This window comes from Providencia sp. PROV114, assembly GCF_032704305.1.
In the GTDB taxonomy this organism is placed as follows: domain Bacteria; phylum Pseudomonadota; class Gammaproteobacteria; order Enterobacterales; family Enterobacteriaceae; genus Providencia; species Providencia rettgeri.
Window position 1 is genome coordinate 3,093,749 of record NZ_CP120528.1, and the last position, 15,458, is coordinate 3,109,206.

The 15,458-nt window shown below is 40.5% G+C and carries 14 protein-coding genes and 1 riboswitch; of the genes, 6 read left to right on the forward strand and 8 right to left on the reverse strand.

Annotated elements, in window-relative coordinates:
* Positions 1-259 precede the first annotated feature (259 nt).
* The 5 genes from cecR to P3L37_RS13830 all read left to right on the forward strand — a co-directional run bounded on the left by cecR (position 260) and on the right by P3L37_RS13830 (position 6,108).
* Positions 260-958 carry a transcriptional regulator CecR gene (gene cecR / locus P3L37_RS13810; RefSeq protein ID WP_109910978.1) on the forward strand — a complete coding sequence of 233 codons (699 nt, stop codon included), beginning with the start codon at positions 260-262 and terminating at the stop codon, positions 956-958.
* A 153-nt stretch (positions 959-1,111) separates the two neighbouring features.
* Entirely contained in the window at positions 1,112-2,107 is a 996-nt protein-coding gene (gene hlyD / locus P3L37_RS13815) for a secretion protein HlyD (protein ID WP_109910977.1), read from the forward strand.
* A gap of 9 nt (positions 2,108-2,116) precedes the next feature.
* A complete protein-coding gene (locus P3L37_RS13820) occupies positions 2,117-3,856 on the forward strand; it encodes an ATP-binding cassette domain-containing protein (protein ID WP_004909178.1) in 1,740 nt (579 codons plus the stop codon).
* Positions 3,853-4,992, forward strand: a complete 1,140-nt coding sequence (locus P3L37_RS13825; RefSeq protein ID WP_004909176.1) for an ABC transporter permease — start codon at positions 3,853-3,855, stop codon at positions 4,990-4,992. Before P3L37_RS13820 ends, P3L37_RS13825 begins: the two co-directional genes overlap by 4 nt.
* A gap of 9 nt (positions 4,993-5,001) precedes the next feature.
* Positions 5,002-6,108 carry an ABC transporter permease gene (locus tag P3L37_RS13830; protein WP_109910976.1) on the forward strand — a complete coding sequence of 369 codons (1,107 nt, stop codon included), beginning with the start codon at positions 5,002-5,004 and terminating at the stop codon, positions 6,106-6,108.
* 212 nt (positions 6,109-6,320) lie between these two features.
* Here the strand turns inward: P3L37_RS13830 and P3L37_RS13835 are convergent, their stop codons facing one another.
* From P3L37_RS13835 to P3L37_RS13870, 8 genes are all read right to left on the reverse strand, one after another.
* Positions 6,321-7,028, reverse strand: coding sequence for a Bax inhibitor-1/YccA family protein (locus tag P3L37_RS13835; protein ID WP_109910975.1), 708 nt, complete (start codon positions 7,026-7,028; stop codon positions 6,321-6,323).
* A 133-nt stretch (positions 7,029-7,161) separates the two neighbouring features.
* Positions 7,162-7,614, reverse strand: a complete 453-nt coding sequence (gene moaE, locus P3L37_RS13840) for a molybdopterin synthase catalytic subunit MoaE (RefSeq protein ID WP_004909169.1) — start codon at positions 7,612-7,614, stop codon at positions 7,162-7,164.
* A gap of 1 nt (position 7,615) precedes the next feature.
* The gene (moaD, locus tag P3L37_RS13845; protein WP_004909166.1) at positions 7,616-7,861 is read right to left on the reverse strand and encodes a molybdopterin synthase sulfur carrier subunit; all 246 of its coding nucleotides are present in this window, start codon (positions 7,859-7,861) and stop codon (positions 7,616-7,618) included.
* The gene (gene moaC / locus P3L37_RS13850) at positions 7,861-8,337 is read right to left on the reverse strand and encodes a cyclic pyranopterin monophosphate synthase MoaC (protein ID WP_109910974.1); all 477 of its coding nucleotides are present in this window, start codon (positions 8,335-8,337) and stop codon (positions 7,861-7,863) included. Before moaC ends, moaD begins: the two co-directional genes overlap by 1 nt.
* Positions 8,338-8,361: 24 nt before the next feature.
* Entirely contained in the window at positions 8,362-9,342 is a 981-nt protein-coding gene (moaA, locus tag P3L37_RS13855; RefSeq protein WP_109910973.1) for a GTP 3',8-cyclase MoaA, read from the reverse strand.
* Positions 9,332-9,471: riboswitch (molybdenum cofactor riboswitch) on the reverse strand. It overlaps the preceding gene by 11 nt.
* Positions 9,472-9,903: 432 nt before the next feature.
* Positions 9,904-12,570 (reverse strand): TonB-dependent hemoglobin/transferrin/lactoferrin family receptor, encoded by a 2,667-nt coding sequence (locus tag P3L37_RS13860; protein WP_222959870.1) that lies wholly within the window; start codon positions 12,568-12,570, stop codon positions 9,904-9,906.
* Positions 12,571-12,704: 134 nt separating this feature from the next.
* Positions 12,705-13,646: a FecR family protein gene (locus tag P3L37_RS13865; protein WP_162598816.1), complete on the reverse strand. Its 942-nt coding sequence runs from the start codon at positions 13,644-13,646 to the stop codon at positions 12,705-12,707.
* A gap of 2 nt (positions 13,647-13,648) precedes the next feature.
* On the reverse strand, positions 13,649-14,146 hold the full coding sequence (locus tag P3L37_RS13870) for an RNA polymerase sigma factor (protein WP_004909157.1): 498 nt from the start codon (positions 14,144-14,146) through the stop codon (positions 13,649-13,651).
* Between the two features lie 291 nt (positions 14,147-14,437).
* Here P3L37_RS13870 and P3L37_RS13875 point away from each other — a divergent pair, with 291 nt between their 5' ends.
* The gene (locus P3L37_RS13875; RefSeq protein ID WP_004909155.1) at positions 14,438-15,346 is read left to right on the forward strand and encodes a uridine diphosphate-N-acetylglucosamine-binding protein YvcK; all 909 of its coding nucleotides are present in this window, start codon (positions 14,438-14,440) and stop codon (positions 15,344-15,346) included.
* Positions 15,347-15,458: the final 112 nt, after the last annotated feature.

Here is a 15,458-nt window from a genome sequence, read left to right on the forward strand (position 1 = left end):
TCAAATTGAATGTGGCAGTTATGGGGGAAGTGAGTCAGAAGAAAAAGCGCAAACTGCCGTGCGACACTGTGTAAAATTCTAACATTATTTGCAGATGATAAATATATTAATTTAGTTTGCTTAATAAATTAATATAAAATCTCATTCGTATAGTATATATACTTATATGGTACTATGAGATGTCGTTTTTTACTTTTTATTAACATGAAAAGCCATTAAGAGCTAGTTAGGTGTTATTTAATTCTGAATTTTTAAAGGAATGGTTATGAATACAAGTTCATCGTCAACGTTGCGAGGAGAAAATGCGAAAATGCAATTGCTTCTCACTGCTGCTGATGTATATGGAGAACAAGGGCTTGATGGCGCTACTACACGCAAAATCGCACAGGCATCAGGGCAAAATATTGCCGCAATTTCTTATTATTTTGGATCAAAAGAAGGGCTTTACTTAGCTGTTGCTCAGCTTATTGCAAAAACAATCAGGGACGATTTCCATGATGTTTTTCAAGCAATTGACAACTTTCTAAATCAACCTTTGTCAGTACAGGTAACTGATGATGCGCTTGATTTACTACAAAAAACAGTCATTGCTTATAATCATTTTCAGTTGGAAAAGAAAAATTTAAGCTTTTCTCGCATATTAGCACGTGAACAACTCAACCCCACCGAAGCCTATACGATAATTCATGAACAGGCTTTAGGCCCAATACATTCGCGCCTAAACCGTTTGATAGCGATTTATATTGGTGCTGACCCCAATCATTTAACAACGTTAATTCATACACACGCAATCCTTGGCGAAACCCTTTCATTTCGTATTGCTCGAGAAACGTTATTACGCCAAACTGGTTGGAAACATATTAATGAAAATGAATTTAAAATTATTAATCAAGTTCTTATTGAACATACAAATATATTATTAGCAGGCTTACGCCATCGCAAACAATATGAAAAGTGATATGATAAAAATATTAAAGTGATTCATTCACATTGATAATAACTAGAGGCTGATGATTTTATTGCAACTTGAGCCACATTTTCCCATTAAAAACAGCGGCCTCTAACAACATAATTTGTTTTCATATCATGGATTCTTTAAGTAAGGTTAGCTATGAGCAATAAAAACCGTTCTGTTGTTGTTTTCATTATTCTCATATTAATCAGTGCTGCAATTGGCGGTTATTACTACTATCAATCACAGCAAGACAAAATATTAACACTCTACGGCAATGTAGATGTTCGGACAGTGAATCTTGGTTTCCGAGTATCAGGTAAGCTCAAATCCCTAAACGTTGATGAAGGTGCAAAAATTATTGCAGGCGAGCAACTTGGTCAACTGGATGATCGCCCCTACATTAGCGCCTTAAATAAAGCCAAAGGGGTACGTGATAGCGCCAAAGCTCAACTTGCTTTGAAAGAAAGTGGTTACCGAACTCAAGAGATTGCACAGGTTGAAGCTGAAGTAGCGCAAAAACAAGCCGCTTGGCAGTATGCCGATAACTTTTATAAACGTCAGCAAGGGCTTGCTGCGTCTCGCGTTATTTCAGCTAATGACTTAGACAACGCGAAGAACAATCGAAACCAAGCATTTGCCGCCCTTCAAGCAGCACAAGATAAGCTGAATCAATACCAAAGTGGCTTTCGCCAAGAGGAGATAGCGGCTGCGCGAGGCGAATGGCTACAAGCCGAGGCAGCTGTCGCTCAAGCTGAACTTGACTTACAAGATACCGTTTTAACTGCGCCTTCCCCTGGAACTGTTTTAACCCGAGCAATAGAGCCAGGCACGATCATCGGTGCAGGTAATACCGTTTTTAGCGTCACTTTAACAAATCCAGTTTGGGTTCGAGCCTATGTGAGTGAACCGCACCTTGGTGATGCCATCCCCGGTAAAGAAGTCTTACTGTATACGGATAGCCGCCCAAACCAGCCTTACCATGGCACCATCGGTTTTGTTTCCCCTACTGCCGAATTTACCCCTAAAAGCGTACAAACACCCGATTTAAGAACCGACTTAGTCTATCGACTACGTATCGTCGTCAATGATGCTGATGATGCTTTACGTCAAGGAATGCCAGTGACTATTCAATTTGCTGATAATAAACAGTAAGAGTTTGCTATGAGTGATGATTACAGTATCCGCCTATCCAATGTCGAGAAAACATTTGTTGGCTTGGATACTCCAGCCGTTGAAAGTTTAACAATCGAGATTCATGGGGGTTCTGTAACAGGCCTTGTCGGCCCTGATGGTGCAGGAAAGACAACCTTAATGCGTATGATTGCAGGACTATTAAAACCAGATGCAGGGAAAATTAGCGTGATGGGGCTCGACCCTATCGACGACAGCATTGCTATGCGAGCCAGCCTAGGCTATATGCCCCAAAAATTTGGTTTATATGAAGACCTGACCGTACAAGAAAATTTAAATTTGTATGCAGATTTGCGTGGGGTACTCGGCGAAGAGCGGCAAAAAACCTACCAACAACTGCTTTCTTTCACCAGCCTAGCTCCTTTTACCGATAGGCTAGCCGGTAAGTTATCGGGAGGAATGAAGCAAAAACTCGGATTAGCCTGTACATTATTAGGAAAACCCAAAGTTCTTTTACTCGACGAACCCGGTGTTGGTGTTGATCCCATCGCTCGACGCGAATTATGGCAAATGGTTCATACACTTGCCGATGATGGAATGCTAATTCTTTGGAGTACCTCCTATTTAGATGAAGCTCAGCAATGTAAAAATGTGCTGCTGTTAAATAAAGGCAAACAGCTTTATGCAGGAAAACCCGAATTATTGACTCAAAAAATGGCGGGACGTTCGTTTTTACTTGATGTACCTGCCTCACAAAAACGCACGGTATTGCAAAATGCACTCGTATTACCTGAAACCACCGATGGTGTGATCCAAGGCCGCTATATTCGCTTAATTTTGAAACCTAATGCGTCACAAGCGAATTTATTAACTGCATTAAATATGGCAGATGGAAAACTCATTGAGGCGCAGCCGCGTTTTGAAGATGCGTTTATTGACTTATTAGGTGGGGGTCCATCTCATCGTTCAGAATTAGCCGCTATCGTACCGCAAATTCCGCCTAATCCTGAAGAAACCGTCATAGAAGCGCGTAACTTAACCAAAAAATTTGGTCAATTTGCGGCAACTGATACCGTAAATTTCCAAGTTAAACGTGGAGAAATTTTTGGTTTATTGGGGCCAAATGGCGCAGGGAAATCGACGACTTTTAAAATGATGTGTGCGTTAATGAAGCCAACAGATGGGCAAGCACTCGTTCTTGGAATGGATTTAAAAACAAGTTCAAACAAAGTCAGACAGCACCTTGGTTATATGGCACAAAAGTTCTCGCTGTACGGCAACCTAAAAGTAGGGCAAAACCTGAAATTTTTTTCAGGTGTTTATGGTTTGCATCATCAACAGCAAGCAAAAAAAATCCAAGAAATGGTTGAGGCTTTTAACTTCAAACCGATTATCAATCAGGTTACTGAATCCCTCCCTTTGGGTTATAAACAACGTTTAGCCCTCGCCTGCTCATTGATGCATGAGCCTGATATCTTATTTTTAGATGAGCCGACCTCAGGAGTTGACCCACTAACTCGTAGGGAATTTTGGTTACATATCAATGGGATGGTTGATAAAGGCGTTACCGTTATGGTTACGACCCACTTTATGGATGAGGCAGAGTATTGTGACCGTATCGGGTTGGTTTACCATGGAAAAATTATTGCAGCAGGAACCCCTGATGAACTGAAACAGCAAATCGCCAGTACTGAAAACCCTGATCCTTCCATGGAAGATGCATTTATTGAGCTTATCATGAATTATGATAAGCAACAGGAGGCTCAATGACTCGCTCCGCTTCCCATTTTTCATGGCGTAGGCTTAAAGCGCTATGCTGGAAAGAAAGTAAACAAATTGTGCGGGATCCTAGCAGCGCCCTTATAGCTGTACTTATCCCATTGATGTTATTATTTATTTTTGGTTACGGTATCAATTTAGACTCAAGTAAATTACGTGTCGGTATTTTACTTGAGCAACAAAGTTCGCAAGCACGTGAATTGGTTGATACCTTCACGGGCTCACCATTTATTGATGCCACCATTAGTAATAACCGCCATTTATTAATCGATAAAATGCAAGCAGGAGAAATTCGCGGCATTATCGTCATCCCAGTGAATTTCGCAGCCGAATTGTTGAAAAAACAAGGCAATGCTGCAATTCAAGTCATTACTGATGGTAGCGAACCAAATACCGCTAACTTTGTACAAGCTTATACTCAAGGCGTGTGGCAAACGTGGCTAATTCAACAAGGGGAAAATAAAGGCTACCCAACAGAACCCTTAATTGAGCTCAATATGCGCTATTGGTTTAATGAAGCTGCAATTAGTCAGCATTTTATTATTCCAGGGGCAATTAGTATCATTATTACCGTAGTTGGTGCCATTTTGACCTCTTTAGTTATTGCAAGAGAATGGGAACGTGGCACGATGGAAGCATTACTTTCAACTCAGATTACTAAAACTGAATTATTGCTTTCAAAATTATTGCCTTACCAAGTTCTCGGTACTTTTGTGATGGTGTTATGCATGTTTGTCACCACATTTATCTTAGGGGTACCCTATCGCGGTTCTCTATTGGTCTTATTTGTCATTACCAGTCTTTATTTGGCAACCGCACTGGGGATGGGGTTATTGATTTCAACAATTACTCGTAACCAATTTAATGCAGCAATGGTCGCTCTGAATGCCGCCTTCTTACCTGCCATCATGTTATCTGGGTTTATTTTTGAAATTGATAGTATGCCAGCCATTATTCAGGCTGTAACTTATTTTATCCCTGCCCGGTATTTTGTCAGTAGCTTACAAACACTCTTTCTTGCAGGTGATATCTATATCGTTTTATTGATAGATTTTCTGCTATTAATCGCATCTGCAATACTATTTATTGGACTAACGGCGCTAAAAACTCGCCGTCGTTTGGATTGAGGTGAAGTTATGTTTTATCGTCTATACACCTTAATTATGAAAGAACTTCAATCATTACTTCAAGAACCGCAAACACGGGTTATCCTCATTTTACCCGTAATATTTCAGATGATTTTATTTCCTCTGGCCGCCACACTTGAGGTGACTAACACAACTATTGCTATCTTTGACCAAGACAATGGTGAGCATTCTATCGAGCTGACGCAACGTCTCGCTAAAGCCAGTGCGTTTTCTCAAGTTTTATTATTGAAGAATGAACACGATATTCGTGAAACGCTTGATAACCGCAAGGCGCTGCTGGTTGTCCGTTTTGGGCAAAATTTTAGTGCTGATATTGCAAGTCACCATAATGCTAATATGCTGTTACTCCTTGATGGACGTAATTCAAATAGTGCGCAAATTGCAGCAAACTATGTTGCACAAATTGTCACTCAATACCAACATGAGCTAACTCAATCACAACCCGTACCAAACAACAGTAAATTAATCGTTCGTAATTGGTACAACCCAAATTTAGATTATAAATGGTTTATTGTACCTTCATTGGTAGCTTTAATAACGACGATTGGGGTATTGATTGTGACATCTCTTTCTATCGCGAGGGAAAGAGAACAAGGCACCCTTGACCAATTACTCGTTTCTCCCCTGACCACTTGGCAAATATTTATTGGTAAGGCGGTGCCTGCATTGATCGTTGCGACTGCACAGGCGAGCTTAGTCCTAGTTATTGGGATCTTTTGCTATCAAATTCCTTTTGCTGGCTCCCTGCTCCTGTTTTATGCCACCATGTTATTTTACGGATTGTCATTGGTGGGATTTGGTTTACTTATTTCAGCACTGTGTTCAACTCAGCAACAAGCGTTCATTGGGGTATTTGTATTTATGATGCCAGCGGTGTTGTTATCAGGTTATATTTCCCCAGTCGAGAACATGCCAGTTTGGCTGCAACAAATTACTTGGATTAACCCAATTCGCCACTTTACTGAAATCACTAAGCAGATATACCTAAAAAATGCTGATTTTTCAGTTATCTTCCATAGTTTATGGCCATTATTTATCATTGCGATAATCACCAGTTCAGTGGCTTATTATTTATTTAGGAAGAAAATAGCGTGATCATAAAGAAACAACATTACGCTTTGAAAGTACAACTAAAAGTGCTGGAACTACCATTAACATCTTGAATTACAAATGAGCTAATAATATTCAAATCATATTTTACGATAGTATTTAGATCAAAAAACCCTTGTTACCAAAGTAACAAGGGTTTTCAATTTTAACGACTGCTATCCCCTCATTTCACTGAGTAATGAGGAATGCCAACCAAATTAGCGACGGTCGCCAAAGATACGCAGTAACATTAAGAACAGGTTAATGAAGTCTAAATACAGAGATAATGCACCCATGATAGAGTATTTACGCATTGTTTCTCTGTCGTTTTCATCAATTTGTGAACCCATTTCTTTCAGTTTTTGTGTGTCATACGCGGTTAAAGCAGCAAACAGTAAAACACCACCGTATGTGATCACCCAATACATCATGGTGCTTTGCAGCCAGATGTTAACCAAAGAAGCAACAACAATACCAATCAGCGCCATAAACAGGAAGTTACCCATACCTGTTAAGCTACGTTTAGTGGTATAGCCGTAGAAGCTTAATGCACCAAACATTACCGCGGTAATGACAAATGTACCCGCAACAGACTCACCTGTATACGCAGCAAGAATAACTGAAATCGTTAAGCCTGTGAGCAATGAATAGAGCATAAACATGCCCGTTGCTGCCATGCCACTAATTTTTTGCAGTAGGAATGAAATTCCCATCACTAAACCGAGCTCAGCAATAATCATTCCAAAAAAGAGAATTTTATTGGTTGCAATGGTGTAGTACAAACCGCTGCTAACTGAATACCATGCAACAAAAGCTGTCAGCAGTAGACCGACTGTCATCCAGCCGTATACTTGCGACATAAATGCCTGAACGCCAGTATTGGCACCCTGGACAAGAGAATCATTACGTTGATCAAACTGACCCATGATGGTTACCCTTTCGCTAAAAGAAAAATCGACCCAGTAAAAATACTGTAATCGGAGAAATTAACCAAAGTCTAACACATTCTTTTGACAATACCATTCAGCAAATTCGTATTTTTCAGAGGAAAAAGTGCGATTACCAGCGGTTTGCAGACGCCTCGTCGGTTTCTTTCGCTTCCACCCATCGCTCATTTTCAGGTAATGTTTCTTTTTTCCAAAATGGTGCTTTAGTTTTTAAGTAATCCATAATAAATTCAGCAGCTTGAAATGCTGCATTTCGATGGGCACTCGTCACCCCAACAAAAACAATTTCTTCGCCAGGTTGTAAGGTACCAATACGGTGGATCACACTGACTCGCTGCAATGGCCAACGTTCTTTTGCTTCTACAACTATATTTGTTAACGCTTTTTCTGTCATTCCCGGGTAGTGTTCGAGTGTTAATGCCGCAACACTGTCACCTAAATTATGGTTACGCACTTTCCCCGTAAAAGTCACGACTGCACCATCACTATCGCATTGAGCAAGCCATTGATATTGCTCGCCAACACTAAAATTTTCTGTTTGTACTGCAATATGGGTGTTTTCCATATCACCCCCCAGTGACTGGTGGGAAAAAGGCCACTTCGTCCCCTTCTGAGAGTGGGTGGTCTAGTGAAACAAATGATTGATTAACAGCGGCAAGTAATTTGCCATCTTCAAGTGCCAACGCCCAGCGATCGCCTTTTTGTGAAAGCGCTTGACGTAAATCTTCAACTTTTTGGTAAGTGTCAGTGAGTTCTAAGCGTTCTGTTCCGACTAGCTCACGTACTTGAGCAAAAAATAATACTGTGATCATTATTCCACCTTAAAATGTCCAGACTTACCGCCTGTTTTTTCTAATAAACGAACAGGGCCAATCACCATATCTTTTTGCACTGCTTTACACATGTCATAAATCGTCAAAGCAGCAACGGATGCAGCAGTTAATGCTTCCATTTCAACCCCTGTTTTCCCTGTTAATCGGCAACAAGTTTCAATACGAACTCGGTTATGCTCAGGTTCCGCTTTGAGTATCACTTCAACTTTGGTTAACAGCAGTGGGTGGCATAATGGGATAAGCTGCCAGGTATTTTTTGCCGCTTGAATACCCGCAATACGCGCCGTGGCAAACACATCGCCTTTATGATGGCTACCGTCAACAATCATCGTTAGAGTTGCTGGATTCATAGTGACATAAGCTTCTGCGCGAGCTTCACGAACAGTTTCAGCTTTGGCTGAAACATCAACCATATGCGCCTCGCCCGACGCATTGAGGTGAGTCAGTTGGGACATATCTTCTCCTGAAATAAAAAAGAGTTAACCGCCGATTACAGATAAATTAGGTGTAATTCCGCTATCACCCATATGCAGAAAATGGGTTTCTCGTTTATGGTGTAAGCCTCGCTGAATGCGGGCTTTTAACGCTTCGTTTTGGTCATCTGCACCCAATAAATCACGCAGCGGAATGCCATTTTCACCAAATAAACATAAATGTAGGTTTCCTAGTGAGGAAACACGTAAGCGGTTACAGCTTTGGCAAAAATCTTTTTCGTACGGCATGATAAGCCCGATTTCGCCTTGGTAATCTGGGTGACTAAAGACTTGAGCAGGGCCGTCGCTTCGGGAACGTGGAAGCATATACCAGCCTTCTTCAATTAAACGCTCGCGAATAGTTTCACCCGAAATATGAAAACGTTGGAAAATATCGCTGCCGTCGCCGGTTTCCATTAACTCAATAAAGCGTAATTGAATAGGACGATGTTTGATCCAGTTTAGGAATGACTTCAAAGCGATATCGTTGACATTTTTCATTAATACCGCGTTCACTTTGACTTTTTCAAAGCCAGCTTCAAAAGCAGCATCAATACCTTTCATCACCTGAAAGAATTTGTCTTGTCCCGTGATCGCCGCAAATTGACGTGGATCGAGGCTATCAACACTCACGTTGATCGCGTTCAGTCCAGCATCTTTCCACTCTTTCACGTCTCTGGCCATACGATAGCCATTGGTGGTCACGGCGATTTTTTTGATCGATTCATTTTCATTGATGGCAGCAATAATATCACTGAAATCTTTGCGCATGGTCGGCTCACCGCCCGTAATACGCACTTTTTCTGTGCCTAATTCTGCGAATGCCGTACTGATACGACGAATTTCATCCAGTGTTAAGAATTCATGACGACCGCTTGGCTTATAGCCATCGGGTAGGCAGTATGTGCAACGAAAGTTGCAAACATCTGTTATAGAAAGCCGGAGATAGTAAAATTTCCGGTCAAATTGATCGACAAGTTGCTGCATAATCACACCTTTCCAAGTACGGGAGATGCAGACATTTCTATCTTGCACCCTGGTGGCTCTAGGCCACGGCCAGTGCATCATATTCAGTCATTCAAACTTAGACGCAAAGGCTAGGAGTTTTATTTGGAACCGAGTCACTGATTTTAAACTGTAAAATGCGTCACTCTGTTCACTTAATTTATGTAAGGATTCTAGCCGATAGAAATTGAAAAAGCGAATTGCAATTCGATATATACTATTATATACAACGACTTACAAAAGATATTATAGAATCACCGAAGCTATTATTATCACTGATAATTTTCCATTTTAGATGGTTTTAAAAAGCATAATTTCATACTAATTGATTAACATCTCTAACTATTTAATTAAACATTTATTGATATAGATCTAAAATGGGGAGCAAGCTCCCCATCTAATTGTTTACGTTATAAATATCAACACTCAACGCTTATCAAAACCGATATTTCAAATTGAATAATTGGCATATCAATTAAAAATAAATAGTAAGGTGCAAAATTTATTAACCAATAACACGACAGCGTAAAGTATGACGTATATTTAGAAACGGTATTCTATCCCGCCCGACACCGTTCGCCCTCTACCTAATGTATTGGCCAAGCTTTCCCCATAACTAACCACGTACGCCCGATTGGTCAAGTTTTCGACATTTCCTCGAATAGTTAAATTATCGGTTAAAGCATAACTTGCATATAAATCAATCAATGTATATTTAGGCCAGTCAGCTAAGTAAGGGGAATTTGATTGTACTGAGTAGTCTTGAAAACCTGGCGTGAAGCGAACGACTACACCACCATCGAGTTTTCTATCAAACGCTCGCCCACCTAATGTAAAGGAACCACGATCACCGGGTAAGTTCGCTGCACTGCTGAAAATGGCGCTGCTGTCACAATCCACATGGTTATTTGATGCCTCATTTGGCTCAACATACCAGTTACCTGGGCCAACGTCTTCGCCATACTTCAATACACCACCTAGCCATGCAGGATGTGAACAAAATTTATTTTTGCCAATCATATGGGTAAAGGTCAGGTCTGCATACACAAAACCTGCGTCGTAATTTAGTTGATATTCAACCCCTCTAAAACGGGTCGCAACCAAGTTGTTGCTATAAGCAGCATTTCCAATATTAGGGCTAACCATCCCTGGTTTCTTACGGTCAATCGCTAAGTTAATGTAGTTATCTACACGTGTATCAAAATAGGCAACTTTTGCCACAAATCGGTCTTCTTCGATAAACAATTGCGGATAATTGATGTTCATCCCCACTTCCCAAGCATTTGAACGCTCAGGTTTTAAATACGGATTGGGAAATTGAGTCGAACTACTGTGAGCACTTCCTGTGGTTAACGTTTCTGTAATCGCTGGCGGGCGCCATGACCGCCCATAACTGGTAAACAATTCCATCCATTCAAGATTAGGACGTACCGCTAAACGAATATGGGGTGAAAATGCCCCTTCTGAGTTATCAACATCCCAATTTTCCGTCGTCATAACAACCTTGCAATCACGTAACCTTCTTCCTGTACATGGATTGTCTTTGGTATAAGGAAGTACTGCATAACTCATACTCGTTTGGCCTTTGAGAGAATAATAGTCATAACGCATTCCCCCTTCTAATGTTAACCAATCATCGTATTCATAAGTCAAATTAGTGAAAAGTGAGCTCAATGAACGTTTTCCGTCCGGTGTCACTCCACTCGCCGCTTCACGTGTCGAACTACTACTCGCTTTGTCTTGGAAAGTTTCCAAACCATAATGCGCTTTTAATACATTGTTATGGTTAAATTCAATTTCTGAATGATTTTCAAGCTGTATCCCTACCGTTTTGACTCGAGTGTCCATCTGGTAGCCATTATTATAAATTTGGCTAGTGGAATAGGTGTCTGTATTGTCTTTGGTATCAACAAAATACACTTTTCCTTTTAGCTCGGTGCTCCATGGTTTATCGCTGAATTGAGTGTAATCAAGGGAATAATTCTTGGCTGTTACATCACTGAAACCGCTACTTTTCCACCCTAGCTTATAAGGCCACGAGCTACCTAAATTCGTTAGCGTTCCTGCATTTGGCGTTGCCACTTTGGTTTCTAAGTAATTAAATTGTAAACGCTGTTCGTCACTTATATTCCAACCGGCTTTTGCCAAATAAGAGGTCATTCGGTAATTACTGTCATTAATACGAGTGTGTTTTAATTGGTGCGCAAGTTCATCATAATGCCCTGTCCCATTATTGACTCGAATATTACCGATATTACCGTGAGTTCCTGGTTTATAATCCCCAAGACGTCGTTCACTGGCCGCAAATAACAAATCCGCGTTTTCATTCCCTAATGCCAGCACACTACTGCCAATAAAATGAGTATTATTTGACCCCATACTCGCATGTAATTTTCCACCAAAAGTTTTATCTTTTGATAAAAAATCAGACGCATTGACTGTATTGAAGGTCGCCACACCACCTAAGGTTCCACCGCTTCCCATTCCACTTGTATTGCCCTTTTGTATTTCCACCCCAGAAAGCAGTTCTGAGTCGATATACATAGAACCATTGCGCTGCCCATGTCCGCTTTTTTGAAAGTTTTGCCGCATACCATCGATATTCATATTCACACGACCATAATCCTGTATCCCACGGATATTCACAGATAAAGAAGGGTCTTGTTGGCTAACACTCGAATAGACACCTGTCGTTAGCTCTAACACATCAGCTATGTGCTTTGGTGGGCGGTCATCAATTTGTTTTTTACTAATTACACTGACAGATGATGGACTGTTATATACCCAATCTCCTTGTTGGATCTGGCTTGCTGTGACGGTAATGTTATCTAGCTTAATCACCGAATCACCGGTAATAGGCGCGATACGCTCTATTGTTATTCGGTTATTTTGTAATTGATATTGCACAGGGTTTGAACCAATTAATCGACGTAATCCCTCCTGTAGCGTAAAGCTTCCTTTCAAGCCTTGACTTTGTAAGTCATTAATTTCTCGGCTCTGAATGATTATTTCTACCTTTGCTTGCCTAGCGAATTGCAGCAAAGCATTTTCAAGTGAACCTGCAGCAACAGAAAATGTTATTTCCTGCTGTGCGGATGCTACCGCTGAGTTAGCCTGTGCTAGATTGAAAAATGAAAATGCAGGTAACGTAAATAATGCAAGGTGAACACAGAGTGTTGCTTTTTTATAGTGGTGCTTTTTTTGAGTCATTTCCCATCCCTAAAATGATAATGGTAATAAAAATCATAATCACTTAGATTAAGACGCGGGAATTAGGAAAACCCGTAAATAAATTTTAAAAAAATAATTTATTATTATTCGATATCTATATTAATTATTAATAATCAATATATTAAAGTGAAAAATGGGATTTCATAAACGGATAAGCCATATGATGACACCAAATGCGTTAGCCCACTATCAAGTGTGTTAATTTGTAATACACCACTAATGTGCCCTACTCGCTCCTCAGTCAATAAAATAATTTGCTTGTCACGGTATCGATTTATTTCAGCAATAACCTCCGGAAAGGTTTGCTGCTGAAAAATAATTTGTCCTTCTCGCCATACCGTAGAATGTGAGTTGACCATTGAAGTCATAGGCGTTATATCTGATTGATATTGAGTGAAATTTCCTGCTGGAATGACCATTTCTTGCCCTGAGAATAGTGACACCTTTACACTGTGTTGATAAACACTGACTGCCACTTTGCTATTTTCATTATCAACTGAAAATTCAGTGCCAAGTGCCTGAGTTATCCCATTTTTCGCCATAACCTGAAAAGGCCTTGGTTCCGTATCCGTTTTTGGTGCAACAGTAAAATAAGCACGCCCTCGTAATAAATTAACTTGCCGATACTGCGGGCTAAACGCTAATTGCAATTGCGCACCACTGTCGAGGTCAACACGGCTACCATCAGGTAAGGTAATATGCTGTATTTCACCGGTTTTCGCATAGTAATCCACTGGCTGTGTATATTGAAAATACCAAATTGACATGGATAACACACTCACTAGCACAACCGCCGCTATTGATAAACCAATATAGCGAGGCCGCCTCTTTTTATTCATTCCCTGTTGGTTATCTACTGTTTGTTGTCGCGGTTTATTGGCTGTTAATGCCCATAATTGCCGTGCACGATAGTATGTAGACTTATGTAACTCTGACGCATTGAGCCAAGACTGGAAATCTTCATTTTCTTGCGACGTCAGCTCTCGTTGCGTGGTTTTAACAACCCACATTGCGGCTTTGTTTTCAATTTCAGATGGACTATCAGATGGCTTCATGACTAGTCTCTCCATTTATGAATTAGCATTGCCAATGCATTGGCTAAATGTTTTTCGACTGTGCTTAATGAAATATTTAAGCGCTGCGCTACTTCCGTTTGAGCTAATCCTTCTTCTCGATGCAAGCGAAATATCTCCTGAGTCCTGGGCGGCAAAGATTGAATAATTTTCTGAATTTGTGCAAGTTGTTGATCATGAATAACCGTGGCTTCAATACCTTTTACCCGCGATGGGATCTCTTGCCATTGTTGGTCACTGATCGCCATTAATTGTTGTTTTTTCTGTAGCCGGAAGTGGTCAACCATCAGGTTTTTCGCAATTCGATACAAATACGCATCAAAATCTTGAATAGTTGATGTTTTCATTAACTCTGCCATTCGAGCAAAGCTTTCCTGTGTGATATCCATACTTAAATTATGGTCTTTAAGGTACATATTCAGATAACGGCATAACGACGATGAATGGCGAGCAAACAGGCGCTGTAATTCTGAATCAGACATATTGATCCATAAAATAAATAATGAAAATGAGAATTATTTACATGATATAGATAATAATTTAAAATGAAAACTCCCTAGCGCATTTTTCCTTCTAAGACTCACATCAATACAGAATCGTCTCTTTTATTGTTTTTTGTCACAGTACTTAAGCTAAGAATGATGTTTTATGATAGATTAACGCCCAATTTATTTTAGTCGCCATAAAACGGGCTTAGCGTAAAAAACGCATTTCGTAACTCGCTGGTTTACTTGCTTTTATAAGTACTGAAAATTAACTGATATAGGAACACTATGCCGAATTGCAGTCTGGCGGATCTCAGGCATGTTGTCGCTCTAGGTGGCGGGCATGGACTTGGTCGCGTGATGTCTTCACTTTCTTCTTTAGGTTCTCGTTTAACGGGTATTGTTACCACAACCGATAATGGGGGCTCAACAGGCCGTATTCGTCGCTCTGAAGGCGGGATCGCTTGGGGAGATATGCGTAACTGTTTAAATCAGCTAATTACTGAACCATCCATTGCTTCTGCGATGTTTGAATACCGTTTCAGCGGTAATGGTGAACTTTCAGGCCATAATTTAGGTAATTTAATGTTAAAATCATTAGACCACCTAAGTGTTCGTCCGTTAGAAGCCATAAATCTTATCCGTAATATGCTAAAAGTTGATGCGCAGTTGATCCCGATGTCGGAATCCCCTGTTGATTTAATGGCTATCGATGAAATGGGCAATGAAGTATACGGTGAGGTGAATGTTGATGCCTTACATGAAATCCCGCAAGAATTACGCTTATACCCGACAGTAAAGGCAACGAAAGAAGCCTTACAGGCTATCCACCAAGCAGACTTAATTATTATCGGCCCCGGCAGCTTTTTTACCAGTTTAATGCCATTATTGCTTTTGGATGAAATTGCAGCTGCACTGCGCGAATGTAAAGCCCCGATGATTTATATTGGTAACTTAGCGAAAGAAATTAGCTCCCCAGCAGCAAACCTGTCTTTGCCTGACAAGCTAAAAATGATGGAGCATTATATTGGTTGCCAAAAAATTGATGCGTTAATCCTTGGCCCTCGCACACAAACAAGCAATATCAGCCCTGAACGCAAAATAATTCAACGGGTACTCGAAGCTGACGATATTCCCTATCGCCATGATAGAAAGCTGTTACTGCAAGCCATCGAAGAAACCATCAACTTGTTATAACCCCCTAACCGCCATTCCGCTGCTAAATACCCGCAGCGGAAAACCTTCCCTAAAATTAGCCCTTTGTTTCCCGTATTTCCACAAAATCTATTTTCAAAATACTTTGCGTTAT

What these genes read in the sequence shown, in the direction of transcription:
- cecR (WP_109910978.1), top strand. Translation starts at nt 260, where the DNA reads ATGGTTATGAATACAAGTTCATCGTCAACGTTGCGAGGAGAAAATGCG.
- hlyD (WP_109910977.1), top strand. Translation starts at nt 1,112, where the DNA reads ATGAGCAATAAAAACCGTTCTGTTGTTGTTTTCATTATTCTCATATTA.
- P3L37_RS13820 (WP_004909178.1), top strand. Translation starts at nt 2,117, where the DNA reads ATGAGTGATGATTACAGTATCCGCCTATCCAATGTCGAGAAAACATTT.
- P3L37_RS13825 (WP_004909176.1), top strand. Translation starts at nt 3,853, where the DNA reads ATGACTCGCTCCGCTTCCCATTTTTCATGGCGTAGGCTTAAAGCGCTA.
- P3L37_RS13830 (WP_109910976.1), top strand. Translation starts at nt 5,002, where the DNA reads ATGTTTTATCGTCTATACACCTTAATTATGAAAGAACTTCAATCATTA.
- P3L37_RS13835 (WP_109910975.1), bottom strand. Translation starts at nt 7,028, where the DNA reads ATGGGTCAGTTTGATCAACGTAATGATTCTCTTGTCCAGGGTGCCAAT.
- moaE (WP_004909169.1), bottom strand. Translation starts at nt 7,614, where the DNA reads ATGGAAAACACCCATATTGCAGTACAAACAGAAAATTTTAGTGTTGGC.
- moaD (WP_004909166.1), bottom strand. Translation starts at nt 7,861, where the DNA reads ATGATCACAGTATTATTTTTTGCTCAAGTACGTGAGCTAGTCGGAACA.
- moaC (WP_109910974.1), bottom strand. Translation starts at nt 8,337, where the DNA reads ATGTCCCAACTGACTCACCTCAATGCGTCGGGCGAGGCGCATATGGTT.
- moaA (WP_109910973.1), bottom strand. Translation starts at nt 9,342, where the DNA reads ATGCAGCAACTTGTCGATCAATTTGACCGGAAATTTTACTATCTCCGG.
- P3L37_RS13860 (WP_222959870.1), bottom strand. Translation starts at nt 12,570, where the DNA reads ATGACTCAAAAAAAGCACCACTATAAAAAAGCAACACTCTGTGTTCAC.
- P3L37_RS13865 (WP_162598816.1), bottom strand. Translation starts at nt 13,646, where the DNA reads ATGAAGCCATCTGATAGTCCATCTGAAATTGAAAACAAAGCCGCAATG.
- P3L37_RS13870 (WP_004909157.1), bottom strand. Translation starts at nt 14,146, where the DNA reads ATGTCTGATTCAGAATTACAGCGCCTGTTTGCTCGCCATTCATCGTCG.
- P3L37_RS13875 (WP_004909155.1), top strand. Translation starts at nt 14,438, where the DNA reads ATGCCGAATTGCAGTCTGGCGGATCTCAGGCATGTTGTCGCTCTAGGT.